20 protein-coding genes and 1 pseudogene are annotated in these 23,799 nt (G+C 62.0%); 6 read left to right on the forward strand and 15 right to left on the reverse strand.

Annotation, left to right across the window (positions count from 1 at the left end; translation table 11 throughout):
* Nucleotides 1-6 precede the first annotated feature (6 nt).
* The 4 genes from GGI60_RS28350 to trxA all read left to right on the forward strand — a co-directional run bounded on the left by GGI60_RS28350 (nt 7) and on the right by trxA (nt 7,876).
* Nucleotides 7-738, forward strand: coding sequence for a nucleotidyltransferase family protein (locus tag GGI60_RS28350; protein ID WP_183919575.1), 732 nt, complete (start codon nt 7-9; stop codon nt 736-738).
* Between the two features lie 3 nt (nt 739-741).
* Nucleotides 742-3,936: a double-strand break repair protein AddB gene (gene addB / locus GGI60_RS28355; RefSeq protein ID WP_183919573.1), complete on the forward strand. Its 3,195-nt coding sequence runs from the start codon at nt 742-744 to the stop codon at nt 3,934-3,936.
* Nucleotides 3,929-7,480, forward strand: coding sequence for a double-strand break repair helicase AddA (gene addA / locus GGI60_RS28360; RefSeq protein ID WP_183919570.1), 3,552 nt, complete (start codon nt 3,929-3,931; stop codon nt 7,478-7,480). The genes addB and addA overlap by 8 nt, the downstream gene beginning before the upstream one ends.
* A 75-nt stretch (nt 7,481-7,555) precedes the next feature.
* Nucleotides 7,556-7,876, forward strand: coding sequence for a thioredoxin (trxA, locus tag GGI60_RS28365; RefSeq protein WP_008528748.1), 321 nt, complete (start codon nt 7,556-7,558; stop codon nt 7,874-7,876).
* Between the two features lie 68 nt (nt 7,877-7,944).
* Here trxA and GGI60_RS28370 read toward each other — a convergent pair whose 3' ends face one another.
* From GGI60_RS28370 to GGI60_RS28415, 10 genes and pseudogenes are all read right to left on the reverse strand, one after another.
* Nucleotides 7,945-9,297, reverse strand: a complete 1,353-nt coding sequence (locus GGI60_RS28370; protein WP_183919568.1) for a folylpolyglutamate synthase/dihydrofolate synthase family protein — start codon at nt 9,295-9,297, stop codon at nt 7,945-7,947.
* A gap of 26 nt (nt 9,298-9,323) precedes the next feature.
* Nucleotides 9,324-10,229 (reverse strand): acetyl-CoA carboxylase, carboxyltransferase subunit beta, encoded by a 906-nt coding sequence (gene accD / locus GGI60_RS28375; RefSeq protein ID WP_183919566.1) that lies wholly within the window; start codon nt 10,227-10,229, stop codon nt 9,324-9,326.
* Between the two features lie 39 nt (nt 10,230-10,268).
* The gene (trpA, locus tag GGI60_RS28380; protein ID WP_183919564.1) at nt 10,269-11,108 is read right to left on the reverse strand and encodes a tryptophan synthase subunit alpha; all 840 of its coding nucleotides are present in this window, start codon (nt 11,106-11,108) and stop codon (nt 10,269-10,271) included.
* A 3-nt stretch (nt 11,109-11,111) separates the two neighbouring features.
* Nucleotides 11,112-12,332, reverse strand: coding sequence for a tryptophan synthase subunit beta (trpB, locus tag GGI60_RS28385; protein ID WP_183919562.1), 1,221 nt, complete (start codon nt 12,330-12,332; stop codon nt 11,112-11,114).
* A gap of 2 nt (nt 12,333-12,334) precedes the next feature.
* Nucleotides 12,335-13,003, reverse strand: a complete 669-nt coding sequence (locus tag GGI60_RS28390) for a phosphoribosylanthranilate isomerase (RefSeq protein WP_183919560.1) — start codon at nt 13,001-13,003, stop codon at nt 12,335-12,337.
* 75 nt (nt 13,004-13,078) lie between these two features.
* Nucleotides 13,079-13,840 carry a M48 family metallopeptidase gene (locus tag GGI60_RS28395; protein WP_183919558.1) on the reverse strand — a complete coding sequence of 254 codons (762 nt, stop codon included), beginning with the start codon at nt 13,838-13,840 and terminating at the stop codon, nt 13,079-13,081.
* A gap of 109 nt (nt 13,841-13,949) precedes the next feature.
* Nucleotides 13,950-14,387, reverse strand: a complete 438-nt coding sequence (locus GGI60_RS28400; RefSeq protein WP_183919631.1) for a DUF2852 domain-containing protein — start codon at nt 14,385-14,387, stop codon at nt 13,950-13,952.
* A gap of 143 nt (nt 14,388-14,530) precedes the next feature.
* Nucleotides 14,531-15,811 (reverse strand): polyhydroxyalkanoate depolymerase, encoded by a 1,281-nt coding sequence (locus tag GGI60_RS28405; protein WP_183919556.1) that lies wholly within the window; start codon nt 15,809-15,811, stop codon nt 14,531-14,533.
* 203 nt (nt 15,812-16,014) lie between these two features.
* Nucleotides 16,015-16,857 carry a fumarylacetoacetate hydrolase family protein gene (locus GGI60_RS28410; protein ID WP_183919554.1) on the reverse strand — a complete coding sequence of 281 codons (843 nt, stop codon included), beginning with the start codon at nt 16,855-16,857 and terminating at the stop codon, nt 16,015-16,017.
* A gap of 132 nt (nt 16,858-16,989) precedes the next feature.
* Nucleotides 16,990-17,209, reverse strand: a pseudogene (locus tag GGI60_RS28415) (glutathione S-transferase family protein); the annotation flags it as partial.
* Between the two features lie 124 nt (nt 17,210-17,333).
* On the opposite strand from GGI60_RS28415, the gene GGI60_RS28420 reads away from it, so the two are divergent.
* Nucleotides 17,334-17,618 (forward strand): DUF2218 domain-containing protein, encoded by a 285-nt coding sequence (locus tag GGI60_RS28420; protein WP_183919552.1) that lies wholly within the window; start codon nt 17,334-17,336, stop codon nt 17,616-17,618.
* Nucleotides 17,619-17,651: 33 nt separating this feature from the next.
* Nucleotides 17,652-18,251: a nitroreductase family protein gene (locus GGI60_RS28425; RefSeq protein WP_183919550.1), complete on the forward strand. Its 600-nt coding sequence runs from the start codon at nt 17,652-17,654 to the stop codon at nt 18,249-18,251.
* Between the two features lie 68 nt (nt 18,252-18,319).
* On the opposite strand, the gene gyrB is transcribed toward GGI60_RS28425, so the two are convergent.
* The 5 genes from gyrB to GGI60_RS28450 form a co-directional block, all read right to left on the reverse strand.
* Nucleotides 18,320-20,755: a DNA topoisomerase (ATP-hydrolyzing) subunit B gene (gyrB, locus tag GGI60_RS28430; protein WP_183919547.1), complete on the reverse strand. Its 2,436-nt coding sequence runs from the start codon at nt 20,753-20,755 to the stop codon at nt 18,320-18,322.
* Between the two features lie 135 nt (nt 20,756-20,890).
* Nucleotides 20,891-21,268 (reverse strand): helix-turn-helix domain-containing protein, encoded by a 378-nt coding sequence (locus tag GGI60_RS28435; protein WP_010030279.1) that lies wholly within the window; start codon nt 21,266-21,268, stop codon nt 20,891-20,893.
* Nucleotides 21,265-21,834, reverse strand: coding sequence for a Smr/MutS family protein (locus GGI60_RS28440; protein WP_183919545.1), 570 nt, complete (start codon nt 21,832-21,834; stop codon nt 21,265-21,267). Before GGI60_RS28440 ends, GGI60_RS28435 begins: the two co-directional genes overlap by 4 nt.
* Entirely contained in the window at nt 21,834-22,976 is a 1,143-nt protein-coding gene (locus GGI60_RS28445) for a murein transglycosylase A (RefSeq protein WP_183919543.1), read from the reverse strand. Before GGI60_RS28445 ends, GGI60_RS28440 begins: the two co-directional genes overlap by 1 nt.
* The gene (locus tag GGI60_RS28450) at nt 22,969-23,673 is read right to left on the reverse strand and encodes a Tim44/TimA family putative adaptor protein (protein WP_183919541.1); all 705 of its coding nucleotides are present in this window, start codon (nt 23,671-23,673) and stop codon (nt 22,969-22,971) included. The genes GGI60_RS28445 and GGI60_RS28450 overlap by 8 nt, the downstream gene beginning before the upstream one ends.
* Nucleotides 23,674-23,799 lie beyond the last annotated feature (126 nt).

Raw genomic sequence — 23,799 nt, forward strand, 5'->3', positions numbered from 1 at the left:
ATCAAGATGACCATCAGACAAGCCATGGTATTGGCAGCGGGTCTCGGAACCCGCATGCGCCCGATCACCGACACGATCCCGAAGCCGCTGGTGAAGATCGACGGCAAGGCCATGATCGATTATGCGCTGGACGCGCTGGTGGCGGCCGGCGTCGAACGGGCCGTCGTCAACGTTCACCACCATGCCGACCAGATGATCGATCATCTCGGCAATTATCGCGGCCTCGAGATCATCATATCCGACGAGCGGGACGGGCTGATGAATTCCGGCGGCGGGCTGGCGAAGGGACTGAGGCTGTTGGATCGAGACGATATCTTCGTGATGAATGCCGACCTCTTCTGGATCGGCGAGCAGCCGGGACGGCCGACGAACCTGCAGCGCTTAGCCGGATTCTTCGATGCCGATCAGATGGACATGGCGCTGCTTTGTATCGGCATCGAAGATACCACAGGTCACAACGGCAAGAACGACTTCAGCCTCGCGGCCGACGGCCGGCTGAGGCGTTACCGCGACGATCCATCCAATCCCGTTGTCTATGCTGGCGCGATCGCCATGAACCCGTCGCTGTTCGACGATGCGCCACAGGATGCCTTCAATTTGAATATCTATTTCGACAAGGCGATCGCACGAGACCGGCTTTTCGGCCTGGTGCTGGATGGGCACTGGCTGACTGTCGGAACGCCGGAGGCGATCGGCGAGGCGGAGGAAACGATCCGCAGGTTGCGGGCGTTCGCGTGAACCATGAGGGAGCGGCACCAGCCACGAATCCTGACGATCCCGGCGGGCCTTCCCTTCCTGAAAACCCTCGCAAGGACACTCTGCGACGGCCGGTTGACGCCGCTCTTCCGGCATGACGCCGACGACCCGCTGTCGCTCGCCAGAGTAACCATCTACCTGCCGACTCGGCGTGCCGTGCGTGTGCTGCGCTCGGAATTCGTCGATCTCCTTGGCGGCCGGTCGGCGATCCTGCCGGTCATCCGCCCCCTCGGCGAAACCGACGTCGACAGCGGCTATTTCGACGAGGCACTGCCGGCGACGATCGACCTCGCCCAGCCGCTGTCGAATACTGCACGGCTGCTCGAACTGGCGCGCCTGATCCTTGCCTGGCGCAACAAACTGCCGGAGATTGTCCGCCATATTCATTCGGACTCGCCGCTGGTTGCGCCGGCAAGCCCGGCAGACGCGATCTGGCTTGCCCGCAACCTCGCCGAGCTGGTCGATTCCATCGAAACCGAGGATCTCGACTGGTCGGAACTGTCGAAGCTCGATACCGGCGACTATGCCGCCTGGTGGCAACTGACCGCGGAGTTTCTGCAGATCGCCAGCGCCTTCTGGCCGGCGCGACTTTCCGAACTGGGCAAATCGTCGCTGGCGCGGCACAGAAACGCTATTCTCAGGGCCGAAGCGGCCCGGCTTTCGGCGGCAAAGCCTGGCGGGCCGGTCATCATCGCCGGCTCGACGGGTTCGGTACCGGCAACCGCCGATCTGATTGCCGCCGTCGCCGATCTGCCCGAAGGCGTGATCGTGCTTCCAGGCCTCGATCTCGCCATGCCCGAAGGACATTGGCAGATGGTCGCGCCGGAACCGGCGCCGGGCCAGCATGCCAATCCCGCCAGCCGGAGCCATCCGCAATACGGGCTGTCGTCGCTGCTGAAGAGGCTGAGGCTGACACGGGCCGATGTCAGCACCCTTGACAGACCGGAGGCCGATCTTGACCGGCGCGCCGAAATCCTGTCCCGGGCGCTGGCCCCGGCAGAGGCGACCAGCGACTGGGGCACATGGAAGAGCGAGCTGCCCGCGGGGGCCCTGACTTCGGCCTTCAACAACGTTGCGCTGATCGAAGCCGCCAATGAGCGCGAGGAAGCAACCGCGATTGCCGTCGCGCTCAGACTGGCGCTGGAACGGCCGGGGCAGGACGGCGAGAGCCGGGCAGCCCTGATCACGCCGGACCGCAACCTCGCCCGTCGGGTGATGGCGGAGCTTTCCCGCTTCGGCATCCTCGCCGACGATTCGGCCGGCACGCCGCTTTCGGCCACGCCGCAAGGCACGCTTCTGCAATTGCTGCTGGAGGCGGCACTGCGGCCGGGCGATCCGGTCGCGACCGTCGCTCTGCTCAAACACCCCCTGGCCCGCTTCGGCCTTGAACGCGACACCCTGATTTCCGCCACCGAGGCGCTCGAGCTGCTGGCGCTGCGCGGCGGCGTGACGGAGGTGGATATCAGCGCGCTCGAGGTGCTGCTGACCCATCAGCTTGCCGAACAGGCCCTGGACCGGCACGCACCGCAATGGCGAAAGGCGCTTCCCGCCGACGCCGCCGAGGCCGCATACGAGCTTGCCCGCCGGATTACCCGGGCGACCGAGCCTCTCGCCGCTGCGCTCTTCCGGCACCGGCCGGAGGAGCGCGGCAAGACGGCGAGCTTCACGCTGTCCGAATGGGCCGAGCGAACCGGTCGCGCTCTCGAAGCGGTCGCGGCCGATCCGAAGGGCAATCTTGCCGATCTCTGGTCGAACGAGGCGGGGGACGCGCTTGCCTCGCTTCTCGGCGAAGTCATCGACACGGACGGGCAGATGGAGGCGGACGGGCCGCAATGGATCGACATCATGGCCGCGCTCGCCGCCGGCCATGCGGTGAAGCCTCGGGCGCTGAGCCACCCCAGGCTGTTCATCTTCGGCACGCTGGAAGCCCGGCTGCAGAGCGTCGATACACTGATCCTCGGCGGGCTGAACGAGGGCTCATGGCCCGGGCAGAGCGCCAACAATCCCTTCATTCCGCGGATGATGAAGACGGAGATCGGGCTTGAACCGCCGGAGCGGCGCATCGGCCAGCTGGCGCATGATTTCGAGATGGCGAACGGCACCCGTCACCTGATCTATTCCAGGGCGCTGCGCCAGGGTTCGACGCCGACGGTCGCCTCGCGCTGGCTGCAGCGGCTGCTGGCGCTCGGCGGGGAGGCGTTCGAAGCGGAACTCAAGGGGCGCGGCACCCGGTTCCTGCAATGGGCCGGTCTCATCGATCGCGGAGAGAGCCAGGCGCCGGCGCAGCGGCCCTCGCCGAAACCGCCGCTGACGCTGCAGCCGAAATCCTACTCCTTCAGCGAGGTCGGGCGGCTGCGCCGCGATCCCTATGCCATCTACGCCCGCCGCATCCTGCGGCTCGATCCGGTGGACGCGTTCAATCGCGACCCAGGAGCGGCCGAACGCGGTACGCTTTATCACACGATTATCGACCGGTTCATCCGCGCGGCCCATGTCGCCGGCACGCCGGAGGCGGCAACGGCGATGGAGCAGATTCTGAGCGAGCTGTTCGACATGGAAAAGCTGCCGCCTCATATCGATGCCGTATGGCGGCCACGCTTTCGCGAAGTGGCGCGCGCCTTCCTGGAATGGGAGGCCGGACGACGGCCTGCCATTCGCCGAACGTTGACGGAAGTGCGCGGCGGCGTGGAGCTGGAGGCGATCAATATCCGCCTCAACGGCGTCGCCGACCGGATCGACATTACCGGGCCGAACGCCGCCGATATCATCGACTACAAGACCGGTTACAACCCCTCGCCGGCACAGGCACGCGCGCTTCTCGATCCACAGCTCGCGCTGGAAGCGGCCGCCTTGCGCGCCGGCGCCTTTCGCGATGCCGGCAGCCTCACGCCGCAGGATCTGCTCTATGTCCGCCTGCGTCCCGGCAACCGGTTCCAGGTCGATATGGTCAACAATGAAAACGCCGCCCGCGGCGACAAGGCGAAATCGGCGATCGACCTTGCCGAGGAATCAGTCGACCAGCTGATCAAATTCGTCAGCTTGCTGCAATCCGGCGAAAAGGGCTTTACCTCGCGGCTCATTCCGGCACAGCAATTTGATTTCGGCGGCGACTACGATCATCTCGCCCGCGTCTCCGAATGGTCGACGGCCGAGAATGAGGAAGGTGGCGGCGATGAGTGAGGCGAGCGACCTTCCTGATAGCGACGATCCCGGGGCCTGGATCGGCTGGACCAGCATCCAGCAGGCGATCGCCTCCGATCCGGTGCGCTCGGCATGGGTGTCGGCCAATGCCGGTTCCGGCAAGACGCATGTCCTGACCCAGCGCGTCATCCGGCTTCTGCTCGCCGGCGCCCGGCCTTCGGCCATTCTCTGCCTCACCTACACCAAGGCCGCGGCTTCGGAAATGTCGAACCGCGTCTTCGAACGACTGGCCGACTGGGTAGTGCTTGACGATGACGATCTCAGCCGGCGGATCATTGAGATCGAAGGTACGGTACCCGACCGGATAAAACTGGCCGAGGCCCGGCGGCTGTTCGCCAAGGCGCTGGAGACGCCGGGGGGCTTAAAGATCCAGACGATCCACGCTTTTTGCGAGGCGCTGCTGCATCAGTTCCCGCTGGAGGCCAATGTCGCTGGGCATTTCTCCGTTCTCGACGATCGCGCCGCCGCGGCGCTGCTGTCCGATGCGCGCCGGGCGCTGCTGACGGCGACCGCGCCGGAAGAAGGCAGCGCTCTTGCAGAGGCTTTCGCCGCCGTGCTCAATCTCGGCGACGAATCCGGCCTGGAGAACCTGCTCGGCGACATTGTCGCCAACCGCAACGCCATCCGCCGTTTCACCGCCGCGGCCGAACAGCAGGGCGGCGTGGACGTGGTCCTGCGAAAAAGGCTCGGTCTTGCCGCCGATGACACCGAGAAAGGGATCGCGGCGCAATATTGGCCGCTGCCGGGACTTTCGAGCGGCACGCTGGAACTTTATCTGTCGCTGGCCGACCAAAAGGGCGGCGCCAAGGCGCAGGAGGTTGCCTATGGCCTTAGACTCGCCAGCCGGGAGCCGGATGAAGCCAGACGTGCCGCGATGCTCGAGAAAATTTTCCTGACGGCCAAGGGCGAGCCGAAAACGGACTCGCAGTTCCTGGTCAAGGCCATGCTTGCCGAAGCTCCGCAATTGACGGACGCCGTCGCCGCCGCCCGCGCGCATGTCGCGGCAAGCCGCGACCGGCTGAAACTGATGCGGATGCATGGCGCCACGCGGGCCGCGCTCGTGCTCGCCGACCGGCTGAACCGCGATTATGAGGAACTGAAGAAACAGCGCAGCCAACTCGATTTCGAGGACCTAATCACCCGCACCGCGGACCTGTTGACGAAGAGCGGCGTCGGTCCCTGGATCCATTACAAGCTCGACCGGGGTATCGATCATATCCTCGTCGACGAGGCGCAAGATACCAGTCCGATCCAATGGAGCGTCATCCAGTCTCTCGCCGAGGATTTCTTTTCCGGCGAGAGCGCTCGGCCGATCGTGCGCACGCTGTTTGCCGTCGGCGACGAGAAACAGTCGATCTATTCCTTTCAGGGGGCGCGGCCGGAGCGTTTTTCCGAAGAGAGCGACAGGACGCGGCGGCGTGTCTCCGACAGCGGGCAGAGCTTCTCTTCCGTGCGGTTACCGCTCTCCTTCCGCTCGACCGCCGACGTGCTCGAAGCCGTCGACGAGATCTTCAGGACATCCGACAATGCGCGCGGCCTCAGCGCCGTCGGTGAGCCGGTCGTGCATCGTTCCAGCCGCATCGGACATCCCGGCGCCGTCGATCTCTGGGAAATGGTCGCGCCGGAAGCGGTGGTGAAGGAAGAGGATTGGACGGCGCCCTTCGATGCGACGCCGGAAAGCGCGCCGGCCGCTATCCTGGCGCGGCGGATCGCCCATTCGATCGGCGCACTCGTCGGCCGCGAGACGATCATCGACAAAGGCAAGGAGCGGCTGATCGAGGCCGGCGATATCCTGGTGCTGGTGCGCAAGCGCGACGCCTTCGTCAATGCGTTGACCCGCGCCTTGAAACGTCGCGGTGACATTCCCGTCGCCGGCGCCGACAGGCTGGTGCTGACCAGCCATATCGCCGTGCAGGATTTGCTGGCACTTGGCCGCTTCCTGCTTCTGCCGCAAGACGACCTTTCGCTCGCCGCCGTGCTCAAGAGCCCGCTTTTCGATCTCTCCGAGGAGGACATCTTTGCAGCCGCGGCGCTGCGTGGCGACAATGAGAGCGTCTGGAGCCATCTCAAGAAATTTGCCGCCGACGGTAACGAGCGTTTCCGCGCGGCGGTCGAGAAACTGGAACTGTTCCTCCGACAATCGAAAATCCTGCCGGTGCATGATTTCTATGCACGCCTGCTGGGCAGCCACGGTGGACGGCGGCAGTTTCTTGCCCGCCTCGGCACCGAAGTCAGCGATATCCTCGACGAATTCCTGACCTTTACCCTCGACCATGAGAGCTCCGGCCTTCCCGGGCTGCAATCCTTCGTCTCGACGCTCGAGCTCGAAGCACCCGAAGTGAAACGCGAGCAGGACAAGGGACGCAACGAGGTCAGGATCATGACCGTGCATGCCTCAAAGGGTCTCGAAGCACCGATCGTTTTCCTGGTCGACGGCGGCTCCAAAGCCTTCACGCATACGCATCTGCCGAAGCTCCGCCTGATCGAAAACGACCCGGACGAACCGCCGATGCCTGCCTGGGTTCCCGTCGCCGACCTCGCCAATTCGCTGACACAGAACGATGCTGCGCGAATCCAGATACTGGCCGAAGAGGAGTATCGCCGGCTGCTCTATGTCGCCATGACGCGGGCCGCCGACCGGCTGGTCGTCTGCGGTTATCGCGGGGTGCGCGCCAACAACGACAGCTGGCACATGTTGATTTCCACCGCACTCAGCGAAGGCCATCCGCATGTGGAGGCGGCCAGCTTCTCCGACCCCGACGGGGAATGGCCCGGCATCCGATGGCGCGTGCCGCGGGTGGAGCGGAGCTTCGAGCGCATCAACCGCAGCCAGGCGCGCGACGACGAAATCAGCCTGCCGGAGGGCCTGTTGCGACCATTGCCGCCACAGACGGAACTGCCCCGGCCCCTCAGCCCTTCCGGCGCCGGGACGATCATCGACGAAGATGAAGGAGGCCTGGTTGTCGCTTCGCCGCTCTTTTCCGAGAAGCAACGCAGCGATCGCTCGCTGGAGAAAGGCAGGCTGCTGCATCGCATGCTGCAAGCGCTTCCCGATATTCCGCCGGAGGAGCGGCCCGGTGCGGCGCAGCGTTACGGCGAACGGGCTGCCCGTTTCTGGGGGGAGGCCGAACGGCGCAAGCTGGTCGATTCGGTTCTGAAACTACTGGACGAGAAGGACTTGCAGCCCGTCCTCGGGGAGCAGGCCCGGCCTGAGGTCTCGATCATGGGGACATTGATGCTCGACGGCAGACGCTATGCCGTTTCCGGCCGCATCGACCGGCTGGCCGTGCTTGCCGATCGCGTCGTCATTCTCGATTACAAAACCAATCGGGTGCCGCCGGCGGCCGAGGAGGCCATCCCCTTCGCGCACCGGGCACAGCTCGCCATCTATCGCGAGATCCTGGCGCCGCTCTATCCCGGCAAGCGCATCGACTGCATGCTTGTGTATACCGAGAATGCCTCGCTCTACACGCTGAGCGAAAAGGCGCTCGGTTTGGCGCTTGCAGGACTCAAGACAAAGTGAAATACCGGACATTGAAAATTCGGCACCGCACCATCACATGTGGTTCAACACCCAATTCCTCCAAAGGAGCAGCCCATGGCTACCGTGAAAGTCGATATCAATAACTTCCAGTCGGAAGTTCTGGAATCCGCAGAACCCGTCGTCGTCGATTTCTGGGCTGAATGGTGCGGACCGTGCAAAATGATTGCTCCGAGCCTCGAGGAAATCGCCGTCGAGATGGAAGGCAAGGTCAAGGTGGCCAAGCTGAATATCGACGAGAATCCTGAGCTTGCCGCGCAGTTCGGCGTGCGCTCCATTCCGACGCTTGCAATCTTCAAAGGCGGCGAAGTCGCTGATATCTCGGTCGGCGCCAAGCCGAAGACCGCGCTTTCGAACTGGATTTCGAACGCCGCTTGATTGATATATTCCGATTGTCAGATTGATGAAAAGCCCAGCTTCGACCGGGCTTTTTCAATGGGCAGCGCTCATTTCGGCGGCGTGCCGTTGTCGGAAAGTACGTCGCCGACAAGGTAGAGGGAACCGCCGACGAGGATGCGCGGCGGCAACGCCTGCGGATCGGTAACGGCCTTTATGGCTTCGAGCGCCTCGCCGACCGTCGACATCGGTTCGGCAACCAAACCGGCATCATAGGCAGCATTCGACAAGATCACCGGATCGATCATCGCATCGCTGCCCCGGATCGGCACGCAGAAAACCTTCTCGACCAGCCCGGCGAAGGCCTTGAAATAGCCGACCGGGTCCTTGGTGTTGATCATGCCGATGATCAGGAACAGCGGCCGCGACTGGCGTTCCTCGAAATTGGCCATGGCTTCGGCGATCACTTCGCCGGCACCGGGATTGTGCCCGCCATCGACCCAGATTTCGGCGCCGGCCGGCGCATGCTGCAGCAGGCGGCCATCGCTGAGGCGCTGCAACCGGCCCGGCCATTCGACCGTATTCATCGCCTTCTCCATCATCGTCTCGGTGACGGTGAAGCCCGCGGCCTTGACGGCGCGAATGGCGGCAGCGGCATTGGCATATTGGTGCCGGCCGGGAAGGCGCGGCAGCGGCAGGTCGGCAAGGCCGTATTCGTCCTGATAGACGAGCCGGCCATATTCCTCGTGCGCCATGAAATCCTGCCCGAAAACGGCGCTCGGGCAATGCAGCCGCTCGGCCGTCGACATCAGCACCTCGAGCGCAGCATCATATTCCTGGTGGCCGATGACCACAGGCAATCCCGGCTTCATGATGCCGGCCTTTTCGGCTGCGATCAGCTCGACCCTGTCGCCGAGATAGGGCTGGTGATCGAGTGAGATCGGCATGATCACCGAGACGGCCGGATCGGAAATGACATTGGTGGCATCGAAGCGGCCGCCGAGACCGACTTCGATGATCGCCGCGTCGGCCGGCTGTTCGGAAAACAGAATGAAGGTAACCGCCGTCAGGATTTCGAAGACGGTAATGTGCTGGCCGGCATTGGCCTCGGCAACACGACGTACGGCATCTGCAAACACGGCATCATCGACGAGCTGCCCCCGTCCGCCGGCCACACCGATGCGATAGCGCTCGTGCCAATTGACGAGATGCGGCGAGGTGTGAACATGGGCGCTGTAGCCGCCGGCCTCGAGCAGGGCACGGCAGAAAGCAGTGACCGAACCCTTGCCATTGGTGCCGGCGACGTGGATCACCGGTGGCAGTTTCCTGTGCGGGTTGCCGAGCACATCGAGAAGACGGGTGATGCGATCGAGGGACAGATCGAACCCCTTGGGATGCAATCCCATGAGCTTCTCTATCTCTTGCGCTGCCTCACTCACCGCGGTTTGGCCTCTGGGTATCAATTCGGCACCCGCCTGCTTGTCGGTTATCAGGCGCTCGCCGCCAGGGCGATGGCGCTGCCATTCACGTCATTGGCCGCCGAGACGGGCTTTTTCGTCAGGATCTTCAGCATGCGCGCCAGAGTTTCCGGAATATCGTGACGCTTGACGACCATGTCGACCATACCATGTTCCAGCAGATATTCGGAGGTCTGGAAGCCCTCCGGCAGCTTTTCGCGCAGCGTCTGCTCAATGACGCGCTTGCCGGCAAAGCCGATTTCGGCGCCGGGCTCGGCCAGATGAATATCACCGAGCATGGCATAGGAGGCAGTTACGCCACCGGTCGTCGGGTTGGTCAGCACGACGACATAGGGCTGGCCGGATTCCTTTAGCAAGTCGACGGCAACCGTCGTGCGCGGCAGCTGCATAAGGGAGAGAATGCCTTCCTGCATGCGCGCGCCGCCGGAGGCGGGGAACATAACCAGCGGGCACTTTTCCGAGGTCGCACGTTCGAACGCCTTGACGATCGCCTCGCCGGCGGCAATGCCGAGCGAGCCGCCGATAAAGTTGAACTCGTGCACGACGGCGACGAGCTTCAGCCCCCGCACCTTGCCGAGACCGGCGAGGATCGTGTCCTCCTGTTCGGTCTTCAACCGGCTGTCGCGCAGGCGATCGATATATTTCTTGGAATCGCGGAACTTCAGCGGATCCTGGGCGACCTTCGGCTGCGGCAGCGATTCGTATTCGCCGTTGTCGAAGAGATCGGCTAGCCGGGCCTTGGCCGGCATCTTCATGTGATAGCCGGACGCCGGAATGACCCATTTGTTGGATTCCAGGTCCTTGTGAAAAACCATCTCGCCCGTTTCCGGGCACTTGATCCAGAGGTTCTCCGGCACTTCGCGACGGCCCAGCATGGAATTGATCCGCGGGCGAACGTAGTTAGTGATCCAGTTCAACTCGAATACTCCTGATTGACGAGTGCCAATGTGGGAAAACTATTCGGCAGCAACAAGGCGCGCCGAACGGGTTCCCGATGAGAGGCCGCGCACCAGCGTTGCGACCGCCTGAACGGTATCGGCGGTCGCCTTGCCGTCCTTGGTCAAGCTGGTGGCGACCTGATTGACGATGGCGGTGCCGACGACGACGCCGTCGGCCGAGCCGCCGATGACTTTGGCATGTTCCGCCGTCTTGACGCCGAAGCCGACGCAAACGGGCAGCGCGGTATGCTGCTTGATGCGCTGGACAGCGCCGGAAACCAGCGACGGATCGGGCAGCGCTGAGCCGGTGATGCCGTTCATCGAGACATAGTAGACGAAGCCCGAGGTGTTTTTCAGCACGGCAGGCAGGCGCTTCTCGTCGGTGGTCGGTGTTGCCAGGCGGATGAAATTGATGCCCTTGCGGATCGCCGGAATGCAGAGTTCGTCATCCATCTCGGGCGGCAGGTCGACGACGATCAAGCCGTCGATGCCGGCGGCGAGCGCATCATCGAGGAACTTTTCGACGCCGTAGATGTAGATCGGATTGTAATAGCCCATCATCACGATCGGCGTCGCATCGTCGGTCTTCCGGAAATCGGCCGCCAGCTGCAGCGTCTTCTTCAGCGTCTGGCCGCCTTTCAGCGCACGCTGACCGGCTAGCTGGATCGCCGGGCCGTCGGCCATCGGATCGGAAAAGGGCATACCGAGTTCGATGATGTCGGACCCTGCCTCCGGCAGTGCCTTCATGATGCCGAGAGAGGTGTCGTAATCAGGATCGCCGCCCATGAAATAGGTTACGAGCGCCGGACGGCCCTCGGCCTTCAGCTCGGCGAAGCGTTTGTCCATGCGTGCGGTCATGTCTTACAGTCCCATTCCCAGAATCTTGCCGACGGTGAAGATATCCTTGTCGCCGCGGCCGGAGAGATTCATCAGGATAATCTCGTCTTTGCCCATCGTCGGCGCGCGCTTGATCACTTCGGCAATCGCATGCGCGGCCTCGAGCGCCGGGATGATGCCTTCAAGGCGGGTCAAGGTCTGGAAGGCTTCGAGCGCCTCGTGATCCATAATCGGCACATAGTCGACACGGCCGATATCACTGAGCCAGGAATGTTCCGGACCGATGCCGGGATAATCGAGACCGGCCGAAATCGAATGGCCTTCCTTGATCTGTCCGTCGCCGTCCTGCAGCAGATAGGTGCGGTTGCCGTGCAGCACGCCGGGCGAACCGGCGGTGATCGACGCGCAATGTTCGTCCCCCTGCAGGCCCTTGCCGCCGGCTTCGACGCCGACGATCTTGACGGAGGAATCGTCGAGGAAGGGGTGGAAGATGCCGATGGCGTTCGAACCGCCGCCGACGGCCGCGACGACGAGATCGGGAAGGCGGCCTTCGGCTGCCAGCATCTGGTCTTTTGCTTCCGTGCCGATCACCGACTGGAAATCGCGGACCATCTCCGGATAGGGGTGCGGACCGGCCGCCGTGCCGATCAGATAATAGGTGTCCTCGACATTGGTCACCCAATCTCTGAGCGCCTCGTTCATGGCGTCCTTCAGCGTACCGCTGCCGGCAGTCACCGGTTTGACTTCGGCGCCGAGCAGCTTCATGCGAAAAACGTTCGGCGCCTGACGTTCGACGTCGGTGGCGCCCATATAGACGACGCAGGGAAGGCCGAAGCGGGCGGCAACGGTGGCGGAGGCGACACCGTGCTGGCCGGCGCCGGTCTCGGCGATGATCCGCGTCTTGCCCATTCGCTTGGCGAGCAGGATCTGGCCGATGCAATTGTTGATCTTGTGCGAACCGGTGTGGTTCAGCTCCTCGCGCTTGAAGTAAATCTTCGCGCCGCCGAGTTCGGCCGTCAGCCGTTCGGCAAAATAAAGCGGGCTCGGGCGGCCGATGTAGTGCGCGCCGAGATGCTTCAATTCGGCCTGAAAGACCGGATCGGTCTTCGCCTTGTTCCACTCGTCCTGCAGGTCGAGGATCAACGGCATCAATGTTTCGGCAACGAAACGACCGCCAAAAATGCCGAAGCGGCCATCTTCATCGGGGCCGGAACGGAAGGAATTCGGTTTAGGCGTCTCGTTCACTCTCAACTCCCTGGGGCCATGACAGGCGCATCCGCCTTTTCGACCGCGTCGAAAAATTCATCGATCAATGCAACGCTTTTCACGCCGGGCTCGGTTTCGACACCCGAGGAGACGTCGATACCACGCGCCTTGGTGCTTGCCAGCGCATCCGCGACATTGTTCTTGTTCAGGCCGCCGGAAAGCATGTAGTCGATGCTCTCGTCGATCCAACTGAGAAGGCTCCAGTCGAAGGAAATACCGTTACCACCCGGCAGTTCGGAACCCTTCGGCGCTTTCGCATCGAACAGGAAACGGTCGGCGATGCCGATATAGGCTTCGACCCGCTTCAGATCGTCGGCCGTGCGCACCGAAAAGACCTTCATGACTGGCAGGCCATAGAGCGCCTTTATAGTCAGCACATGTTCGGGGCTTTCGCTGCCATGGAGCTGCAGGATATCTGGCTTCAGCAGCGAGACGATCTCGTCCAGCTCGTCATTGGTGGGATCGACGACGACGGCGACGATCTTCGCCTTGCCACGCGCCGGCTCGGCAAGTTTTGCCGCGAGGTCCGGCTCGATGTAGCGCGGGCTTTTTTCGAAGAAGATAAAACCGATATGGGTCGCACCGCGTTTCAGCGCGCGATCGACAGCTTCCGGCGTCTTCAAGCCACAGATTTTGATATCCGGTTTCATGGCAGCGAAGTGACACGAAATGCGGCAAGAGTCGAGCCAATTTGCATGCAAAGCTGTATTTAGCGCGGCTTTCGGCTAATCAAAATCAATGGCGTGCAGCTGGCTGCCATGCCGCTTCAGCCAGGCTTTCGCCTCCTCCATCCCGGGACAAAGCTTGCGGCAAAGCGCCCAGAAGTGCGGACCGTGGTTCATTTCCTTGAGGTGGGCAACCTCATGAGCGGCAAGATAATCGATCACCGTAGGCGGCGCCATGACGATCCGCCAGGAAAAACTCAAATTTCCCTCCGACGAGCAGGAACCCCAGCGGCTGCGGGTATCCTTCAGCGCGATCGAGCGGATCGGCGCCCGGATGGTTGCGGCATGCATCGCCGCGAGTTTCTCGAGATCGGTGCGCGCCTCCTTCTTGAGAAAGGCCGCAAGACGCCGTCCCAGATGCTCCGGCATGCCGCTGACGCGCAGGACCGGCTCATCCCCCGCCGCGGAGACTACCTCCGTCAATCCGCGCAGGCTGCCGGAATGCTCGATCCGATGGGGAACCCCGCGCAAGAGGATCTTGCCGCCATCGCGCAGGCCGCCATCGGTCGAGAATTTGGCAAGCTTAGTGAGCAGCCAGCCCTGGTGACGATCAAGGAAGGCATTCACCTCGCGCGGTGCAAGCCCTTTCGGAACCGTCATCTTCAAGGCCCGGCCGCCCGGCTCGATGCGCAGCGTAATGCGCGTCGCCTGTTCATGATGCTTGATGGTGAGAGGCATCAGCCGGCCGGCGACATCAAGCGTCCGCATTTCGGGCGGAGCCGGCTTGCGCGCCTTTGGCCGTGTTTTCAGAAGCGGAAACATGGGTGTTTTCTATACGATTCGCCGGCGAATCTAAACGATTGCCCGGCGGGCAGACATGGAAAAACCGGCATCGGTCAAGATGCCGGTCATCGCTTCATCACTCAACTGCTCACGGCGTCTGAAATTCCGCGACCGGGCCGCCGTTATCGTCGCGCTTGGCATTCTTGCGGTCACGCATGAAACGGTCGAACTCTTCCTGGTCCTTGGCGCGGCGGAGTTCACGCAGATACTCATCGAATTCCTTGCGCATTTCGTCCAGCTTGCGGCGCTCTTCCTCGATCCGGTCGAGTTCGGCCTTACGCCAGTCGTCGAAGGCGACGTTGCCGGTCGAGAAATGCGGGCGGTGATGGCCATGCGAACGGCGGCAGGAGGCAAAGAAGCCGTCGGTCGCCTGGTTTACGTCGCGCTTGAAGCCGCGCAGACGCTCGCCGAAGATGATGTAGGCAAGCATGGCTAGACCCAGAGGCCAGAAAACCATGAAGCCGAGAATCATCAGGGCAATGGTAGCCGGAGTCCAATCCGGTCGAAGCAATGCTGACTGGTTCATCGTGCGGTATCCTCGCGTTCTGCGCCCGGCAAGATGCCGAACGCTGAAATCGATGTGGTTACCGTAATAGCAGGCTTCAAGACGATTGCCCGCGAAATCGGACATGCTGTTGAATCCATTCTTCTAATTCAGTTTGCCCTGATTTACGCCGTCCGGCCACCCTTGATGACGCGCGGCACCGGGCGGCGCTTGACCGCGGCACGCGAATGCTGGCGGACGAAATTGACGATGCGCGGCGCGATCTCGCGGCGGAAACGCGAGCCATTGAAAACACCGTAATGGCCGACGTCCGGCTGGAGGTAATGCATGCGCATATCTTCGGGAATGTTCACGCAGATGGTCTGCGCCGCCTTGGTCTGGCCGACGCCCGAGATGTCGTCATTCTCGCCTTCAACGGTCAGAAGCGCGACGTTGCGGATCGCCGCGGCATCGACGCGTTTGCCGCGATGCATCAATTCGCCCTTCGGGAGGGAATGCTTCATGAAGACCTGCTCGACTGTCTGCAGGTAGAATTCGGCCGTCAAATCCATCACTGCCAGATATTCGTCGTAGAAATCGCGATGTTTTTCCGGTTCGCCGTCGTTCTTCACGAGGTGCATGAAGAATTCCTTGTGGGCGACGAGGTGCCGGTCGAGATTCATCGACATGAAGCCCGAAAGCTGCAGGAATCCCGGATAGACAGGCCGCATGAAGCCCGGCTGCGGCCAGGGCACATTCATGATCACATTATCGGAAAACCACTGCAGCGATCGTTCCTGGGCGAGCTTGTTGACGGCGGTCGGATTGATGCGAGTATCGATCGGGCCGCCCATCAGCGTCATCGAGGATGGCGATAGCGGATCGTTGGCTTCCTCCATCACCGCGGCTGCGACCAGCACCGGGACGGAGGGCTGACAGACCGCGATCACATGCGTGTCGTGACCGAGAAAATGCAGCATCTCGATGATGTAGTCGACATAATCGTCGAAATCGAACCTGCCTTCCGTCATCGGCACCATACGGGCGTCGATCCAATCGGTGATGTAAACATCGGCGCTCGGCAGCAGCGCCTCGACTGTGCCGCGCAGCAGCGTCGCATAGTGACCGGACATCGGCGCCACGATCAGGATGCGGGGGTCGCCGGCGTGGCCGGGCGGAACGTTCCGCGCGAAATGCAGCAGATTGCAGAAGGAGCGCGACCAGACGACCTCTTCACGGACGGAAACCGTCTGGTCGCCGACCGTCGTCTGCTTCAATCCAAATTCCGGCTTGCCGTAGCGGCGTGTCGTGCGCTCGAACATTTCGAGGCTTGCCGCAATCGTGCGGCCGAACGGCGTGTGGGCAAATGGGTTCAGCGGATTGGCATAGGCAAAACGCATGATATCCGCCGCGGCGCGAAACGGTGCCATGGCAGCATGATTCAATTCATAAAGCTGATAAAACATACAAGGCGCCGCCTTTCTTTATCGAAAAGATGACGTCGATTGATAGACATCGAGTCTTTCCGCACGCTGGCACGTAACGCAGACTAACAGGTTTTTGTTGCGCAGCAACATGGGCGTGCCGAACCTGCACAGGAAATGCCAGAGTGTTGATCTCTGGCATCACCATAAAACTGAAAGCTTAAGCTTCAGCGCAGTTAGCATCGTTAACGATCGGCGACGAAGCTCTGCTTCTGGCTGCCGAGGCCTTCGATGCCGAGCTCGACGACATCGCCATCCCGGAGATAGCGCGGCGGCTTCATGCCCATGCCCACACCGGGCGGCGTGCCTGTCGAGATGACGTCGCCCGGATGCAACGACATGAACTGGCTTAGATAGGAAACAATGTGGGCGACGCCGTAGACCATCGTCCTCGAGGAGCCGTTCTGCATCGTCTGGCCGTTGACTTTCAACCACATGCCGAGGTTCTGCGGGTCGGCAATCTCGTCCTTGGTAACAAGCCAGGGGCCGATCGGTCCGAAGGTGTCGCACGATTTGCCCTTGGTCCACTGGCCCGCCCGTTCCGTCTGGAAGGCGCGTTCGGAAACGTCGTGCGATACGCAGTAACCGGCGACGTAGTCGAGCGCGTCGGCTTCGCTGACATATTTCGCGGTCTTGCCGATGACGACGCCGAGCTCGACTTCCCAATCGGTCTTTTCCGAACCGCGCGGGATAAGAACGGTGTCGTTCGGGCCTGTTATGGCCGACGTCGCCTTCATGAAGATCACCGGTTCCGGTGGTACCGTGGCGCCGGTTTCGGCGGCGTGGTCGGAGAAATTGAGGCCGATGCAGATGAATTTGCCGGTGCCGGCAACACAGGCGCCGATGCGGCCGGCGCCGAGTTCGGGAAGGCTGTTGGGGTCGATCGCGGCGATCTTTGCAAGGCCCGCCGGCGAGATTGCCTCGCCGCCGATATCGGCGACATGACCGGAGAGATCGCGGATTTTGCCATCGGCATCGAGAAGTGCCGGTTTTTCCCGACCTGCTTCGCCAACACGCATCAGCTTCATGGAATTCCTCCTCATCAAAAACGAAGTTGCGATCACCTATGAACGAATTATTCATCGGTGTCATTACGGCTTTGCCGGGAAGTGGTACGGCCTTCAGAAAATTTCTGACAGGTCAGAGCCCGGGTGGAACGATCTTCGTCGGAGCGATGCTTTCGAGGCCCAAGGCGATATAGGCGACATAGAGATGGTAACGGTCGGGCTCGGCTTCGAAGCCGCCCTCGCCCGTCGGTGCCGCGCTGCAGTCCGGTGTCACCCCGTTTCGGATGCTGGCGACCTGTCTGACGAAGCCACCATTTTTGTCTTTTGCCTGAACGGGACCCCAGTCTTCCGTCCATTTTCCATTTACCAGCATGCGCGCCCTCGGATCTATGTAATGAAGCAGTCCGTCCCACCCGACTGCGACGACGACACGCTTGCCAAGCTGGCGAGGCAGGAAATATGACTTTGCTGCAGTCCAAGATGAGACGGAGTTTGACATGCACCTCTCCAAGGCAACGGTGCGCACCGAGCATGCAAGCCGCTACCTGCAGCAGCTCTGCAAGCACTGGAGCCACAAGTTCAGCGTAGATTTCGATCCACACAAGGGCCGGGTGCCGTTCAGCGATACGGCGGAGGTGACTTTTGCCGCCGACGACGCGGGCCTGACTCTCACGCTTTCCGTTGCCGATCACGCGCAGCAGGCAAGGATGCAGGGCGTCATCAACGATCATTTGAAACGCTTCGCTTTCCGCGAGGAACTCGACATCGTCTGGACCGACTAGCCTCACCCCGATTTCATGTCCCCAGGGAAAAGCATGACGAAAAGCAATAGCCGCGAATCCCAATATCCGATCGATCCGATGTTTCTCGACCGCTGGTCGCCGCGCGCCTTCACCGGCGAAATCATCGAGGAGGCACAGCTTCTCAGCCTGCTCGACGCCGCCCATTGGGCGCCGTCTTCTTCGAACCAGCAGCCCTGGCGCTTCGTCTATGCCCTGAAAGGTTCGGAACATTGGGAGAAATTCGTCGCTTTGCTCGTCGATACCAATCAGGAATGGGCGAAGAATGCGTCAGCGCTGATCTTCGTCGTGTCGCGCAGCTTCACCGGAGTTGCCGGTTCCGGCGAGGAAAAGCCGAGCTACACGCATTCCTTTGATGCCGGCGCGGCATGGGGTCACTTGGCGCTGCAAGCGCGCCTCTCCGGTTTCTACGCCCATGGCATGGGCGGCATCAAACACGAAGACATCATGAAGACCTTCGGCATTCCCGATGGGTACAGGGTCGAGGCGGGTGTCGCCGTCGGCCGCCTGGCCGACAAAGGCGTCCTCTCCGAACGCAACCAAGCGCGCGAATTCCCCAGCCAGCGCAAGCCGCTCTCCGAAGTTGCCTTCAACGGCCGTTTCGTCGCGAATTGAGCGAAACCGCACAAACAAAAGGCCCCGCGGTTCGAGGACAGCGGGGCCTTTTGCTGAGAAAATATTGATCAGATATCCAGGTTTGCGACGCTCAGCGCGTTGTCCTGGATGAATTCGCGCCGCGGTTCGACTTCGTCACCCATCAGCCGGGCGAAGAGGCCGTCGGCATCGGTGGCGTCGTTGACCTTGACCTGCAGCAGCGAACGGACGTTCGGATCAAGCGTCGTTTCCCAGAGCTGTTCGGCGTTCATTTCGCCAAGCCCCTTGTAGCGCTGCATAGTGAGGCCCTTGCGGCCGCTGGCGAAGATCGCGTCAAGCAGGGCGCGCGGCCCCGAAATCTCGATGTCGCCTTCGCGCCGATGCAACGACGGCGGCGTCTGATAGATTTCCTTGAGACGTGACGTCAGCTGATCGATGTGCCGGGCGTCCGAGGAGCCGATCAGCGCCATGTCGAGCACGACGATTTCCTTGACACCGCGGACCATGCGCTCGAGGCGCAGGCCGCCATCGCTGGTCAGATCGCCCTGCCAGCCGCGCTCGGTTTCCTCGGCGATGATGTCGAGCCGGCTTGCGACTTCGCTCGCCAATGCCTGGGCTCTCGCCTGGTCACTGACGAGTTCAGCGTTGAGGGCGCCGGCAATTGCCGCCTGTTCGACGACGGCGCGATTGTAGCGCGAATGAAGATTGTCGAGCAGAGTACGCATCCGCAACGCATCAAGGATGACCTCGCGCAGATCCTGGCCGGTGCGGACCTCGCCGCTGCCGAGCCTCAGCGCCGCATCTTCCAGACCCTGGGCGATCAGATATTCCTCGAGCGCCTTCTCATCCTTCAGATACTGCACCGACTTGCCGCGCGCAACCTTATAGAGCGGCGGCTGGGCGATGTAGAGGTGGCCGCGCTCGATCAGCTCCGGCATCTGGCGGAAGAAGAAGGTGAGCAGCAGGGTGCGGATATGGGCGCCGTCGACGTCGGCGTCCGTCATGATGATGATCTTGTGATAACGCAGTTTCTCGGCGTTGAATTCGTCCTTGCCGATGCCGGTTCCGAGTGCCGTGATCAGCGTGCCGATTTCCTGGCTCGACAGCATCTTGTCGAAACGGGCGCGCTCGACGTTGAGGATCTTGCCGCGCAGCGGCAGGATCGCCTGGTTTTCGCGCGAGCGGCCCTGCTTGGCCGAGCCGCCGGCGGAATCACCCTCGACCAGGAAAACTTCGGATTTTGCCGGATCGCGCTCGGAGCAGTCGGCAAGCTTGCCGGGCAGCGAGGCGATATCGAGGGCGCCCTTGCGGCGGGTCAACTCGCGGGCCTTGCGGGCCGCTTCGCGTGCCGCTGCCGCCTCGACGACCTTGCCGACGAGGATCTTGGCTTCACTCGGATGCTCTTCGAACCAGGTGCTCAGCGCCTCGTTGACCAGACTTTCGACAACCGGACGGACTTCCGAGGAAACGAGCTTGTCCTTCGTCTGCGAGGAGAATTTCGGATCAGGCACCTTGACCGACAGGACCGCCGTCAGACCTTCGCGGCAATCTTCGCCCTGCAGCGTCACCTTTTCCTTTTTGGTGATGCCGGAATTGTCGGCATAGGAAACCACCTGGCGCGTCAAGGCCGCACGGAAGCCGGCCATGTGCGTGCCGCCGTCGCGCTGGGGAATATTGTTGGTGAAGCAGAGCACGTTCTCGTGATAGCTGTCGTTCCACCACATCGCCACTTCGACGGTGATGCCGTCCTTTTCGCCGCGGATGGCGACCGGCTTGTCGACGAGCGGCTTCTTGGCGCGATCGAGATAGGCGACGAAGGCCTCGAGGCCGCCATCATAGCGCATCTCTTCCTGCTTGATATCGGAATGACGCTTGTCGCTCAGCAGGATCCGCACGCCGGAATTCAGGAAGGCGAGTTCGCGCAGGCGATGCTCCAGCGTGCCGTAGTCGAATTCCGTCATGGTGAAGGTTTCGCTGCTCGGCATGAAGCTCACTTCCGTGCCGGTCACATCCGGGGCGTCGCCCGTGACTTTCAGCGGCGCATCGGCGACGCCATGGGTGAAGCTCATTTCATGGATCTTGCCATGGCGGCGGATCTTCAGCTTCAGCCAGACGGAAAGCGCATTGACGACGGAAACGCCGACGCCGTGCAGACCGCCGGAGACCTTATAGGAATTCTGGTCGAATTTACCGCCGGCATGCAGCTGCGTCATGATCACTTCGGCGGCCGACACGCCTTCGCCGGTGTGGATGTCGGTCGGGATGCCGCGGCCGTTATCGGTCACCGTCACCGAACCATCCGGATTGAGGCTGACGGTGACGATGTCGGCATGGCCGGCCAGCGCTTCGTCGATCGCGTTGTCAACGACTTCATAGACCATGTGATGCAGGCCGGATCCGTCGTCGGTATCGCCGATATACATGCCGGGGCGTTTGCGCACGGCATCAAGGCCCTTCAGGACCTTGATGGAATCTGCGCCATATTCGGTGCTTACGCCGTTTTCCGTCGCGGATGTATCGCTCATTCTGTCGAGATTTTCCCTGTTGTCGTAAAGCGGCGGCGCGCCTTGCGAATCACCGGCTTTCTTCACCCTCGTATATAGGTTTTTTGAGCCCGGTTCCCAATGGCAAGTCCCCTGAGCAAGCCATAAAACAGGGGATTATGACGCTTTTCCGTCGCCTTTGCCGCCATTTTCGAGAAGAGCCGATAACCGGGCGATCTCGGCGCTGTCAAGCTCGCGGATCCGCCGGGCCAGCCGGTTGGCAAATTCGGTATATTCCGGCGGCAGGCCCGAGGTGTCGATGACGACCCGCGGGTCGGAAGAACGGGCGAGCAGGAACAGTTCCTCGGCCTCGTCCCAGATGATGTTGAAATAGCCGGCGATGCGCTGCAGCAGATCGAATGTCGGCAAACCGCGCTTGCCATGCTCGAGCGCCGAGAGGTAGGCGGGCGAGACGTTCAGCGCTTCCGCCATCTCCTTCTGCGAGACGCCCTTGCGCGCCCTCAGCCGGCGAACCGCCTCGCCGAAGGGGGTCATGGCCGTTCCCCATGCCGCCGCGCCAGGCGAATATAGAGCGCGCCCTCGCCGCCATGATGCTGTGCGGCCGGCTCATAGGAAGAAATCAGGTAACGGAATTCCGGCTTCGAGAACCAGAGCGGCACGACTCGCTTCAGCGCACCGGCGCTGCCCATCGAACTGCCCTTGCCGGTGATGACAAGCACGTGGCGCATGCCGCGCTCATGGGCGCGGATCAGAAAATCGAGAAGGATTACATGGGCCTCGCTTTGCACCAAGCCGTGCAGGTCGATGCGCGCTTCCAGCGCCAGCCGGCCCTTGGCGATCTTGCGCTTGACCGGCTTTTCCAGCGGATGATGCACCCCAGCCGGCCGTTTCGACGCCGACGGCGTTACCGGCTGTTCCGGCGTGAATGAGGCAGGCCGCTGCTTTTCGGCCTTCTCCCGTTCCGCCGCCGCTTCCGTCTCGGCAAGAAAGGTATCGAGTTCGCTCAGCTCACCTGCCTTGCCGGGCATCGGCCGCGTGCTGCGGGCAACCTTGCCCCAGAGGATCCTTTCATCGGCGCTGAGCTTGCGATCCCTAACCATCAGTCGAATCGTCCGGCGGCGGCATTGGGAATGAGGATGGCAAAATCGGCGTCGTTGCGGACGGTGCCCGCACTTTCTCCCGCCATATACCCCGAGCCGGTGAAGATATCGCCGCGAACCGGCCCGACGATCGCCGAGCCGGTATCGAGCGCCAACATCAGCCGGCGGAAAGGTCTGCCTTGATCGAGATGGGTGAGGCTTTCGGCGCGGATGAAAAAGGGAAAGCCGAAGGTATGGATCAGCCGGTCGACGGCCAGCGAGCGGCCGGCGAGGAGCGGCACCTTGGCGGCGGCGATCGGACCGACCTCAGGATCGGCGGTTCGCGAGCCGATAGCCCGCGAGGGCGCTTCCCGGAAGAAAATATAGGAGCGGTTATGCCATAGCACTTCATCCACCCGCTCGGGATTGCGCGCTAGCCAGGCGCGGATCGACTGCATCGAAATCTCGGCTCGGTCGATTTCTCCGCACTCGATCAGCAGTTTGCCGATCGCCGAGAAGGGATGGCCGGCCTTTGCTGCGTAGGTGATGCGCCCGATCCGGCCATTTCTGTAGCGCAGCCGGGCGGCGCCCTGCACATGGACGAAGAAGACATCAACCTTCGATTTCGCCCAGGCGATTTCAAGGCCGCGGCCTTCGAGGAAACCCTGGTCGATCGCGCGGCGATCCGGATAGGCGCCGATGCGGCCGTCATCATGGCGGCGGCCGAAGGCATAGGCGTCGTCCAGTTCGGCCGGGCGATTGCCGTCGTCGAGATCGATCAGATCGTCCGGACGGCGATAGAAGGGAAAACGAAAAACGTCATCCGGCCTTTCTGACACCTCGATCTCGGGCTCATAGAAGGCAGTGACGAAGCCAGGATTGCCATCCTTGCGGCGGATCAGGAATGGCCGGCAGTGTGTTTCGAAAAAGCCGCGTGCCGATGCAGGAGAGGACGGTGTGAAATCTTCGGCGGCGATCAGAAGCGGAAGCAAATCCTCCGAGCTCAGGCCGAGCGAGCCGGCGCGGTAAGGTTTGACATCGGTGATCTGGCGCCGACAGCATCGCATGACTTCAAAAGGGCCGGAGGGATCATCATCCTTCCAGCCTTCCAAAGTGTCGAAGCTTATGGCCTGCAGGACGAAGTCCGATGCGTGGTCACTCATGTTCCGATTCGGTCGCCACAAGTTTCCAGTTCGGATCGCGCGAGCGGGTATCGCGGGCGAAGGTCCAGAGGTCATTGACCTCGGCGACGTTCTCGGCATCGCCTTCTATCAGCGCATCCGCCTTGTCGTAAGTGGCCGATATCAGCTGGCTGGCGATGCGCACGGTGATCTGCGCTTCGCTGCCCTTCGTCTCGGCATGGGTGATTTCGGCCTTGTCGATGCCGACGAAGGTGGACTTCACTTTCTCACCGCGGGCTTCGCGCTCGCCAATCGCCGCATCGAAGCCGTCATAGACTTCGCGGGACAGCAGGTTCTTCAGCGTTTTCCGGTCGCCGTCGGCATAGGCCATGACGATCATTTCATAGGCCATGCGGGCGCCGTTCAGAAACTCCTTTGGACTGAAGGAGGGATCGGCCTTGTTCAAGGCGCGCAGCGATTCGTTGAGCGGCGTTCCAGGTGCGGCAACGGCGTCGATGGCGGAGAAGCGATCCTCATCCTCGGCCGTCGCATCACGCCGCGGCAGCGTCACGACCTTGCCGGCATCGGCAGCTTCAGCAGGCGCCGCGTCCCGCGGCGTATAGAGATCGCGCGGCGGCTTCTCGTTTCCCGTGCGGCGGCCGAGTACGGAGCGGAGCTGAAAGAAAATCAGCACCGCCGCCACCAGGAAGAATAATGTGATGAAGTCGTTCGAACTCATATCGTATCGCAACCGCCGTTAACATCTCTGATTTGTACTCCCATATAGTCCGCCTATACAGATGATTCAAATGATGGCTGGCATCTTCGCCGGCGCCAAGAGGAGACCGGCCAGTCCGGGACATGA

The sequence above is a fragment of the Rhizobium lentis genome (assembly GCF_014200175.1).
Lineage (GTDB): Bacteria > Pseudomonadota > Alphaproteobacteria > Rhizobiales > Rhizobiaceae > Rhizobium > Rhizobium mulingense.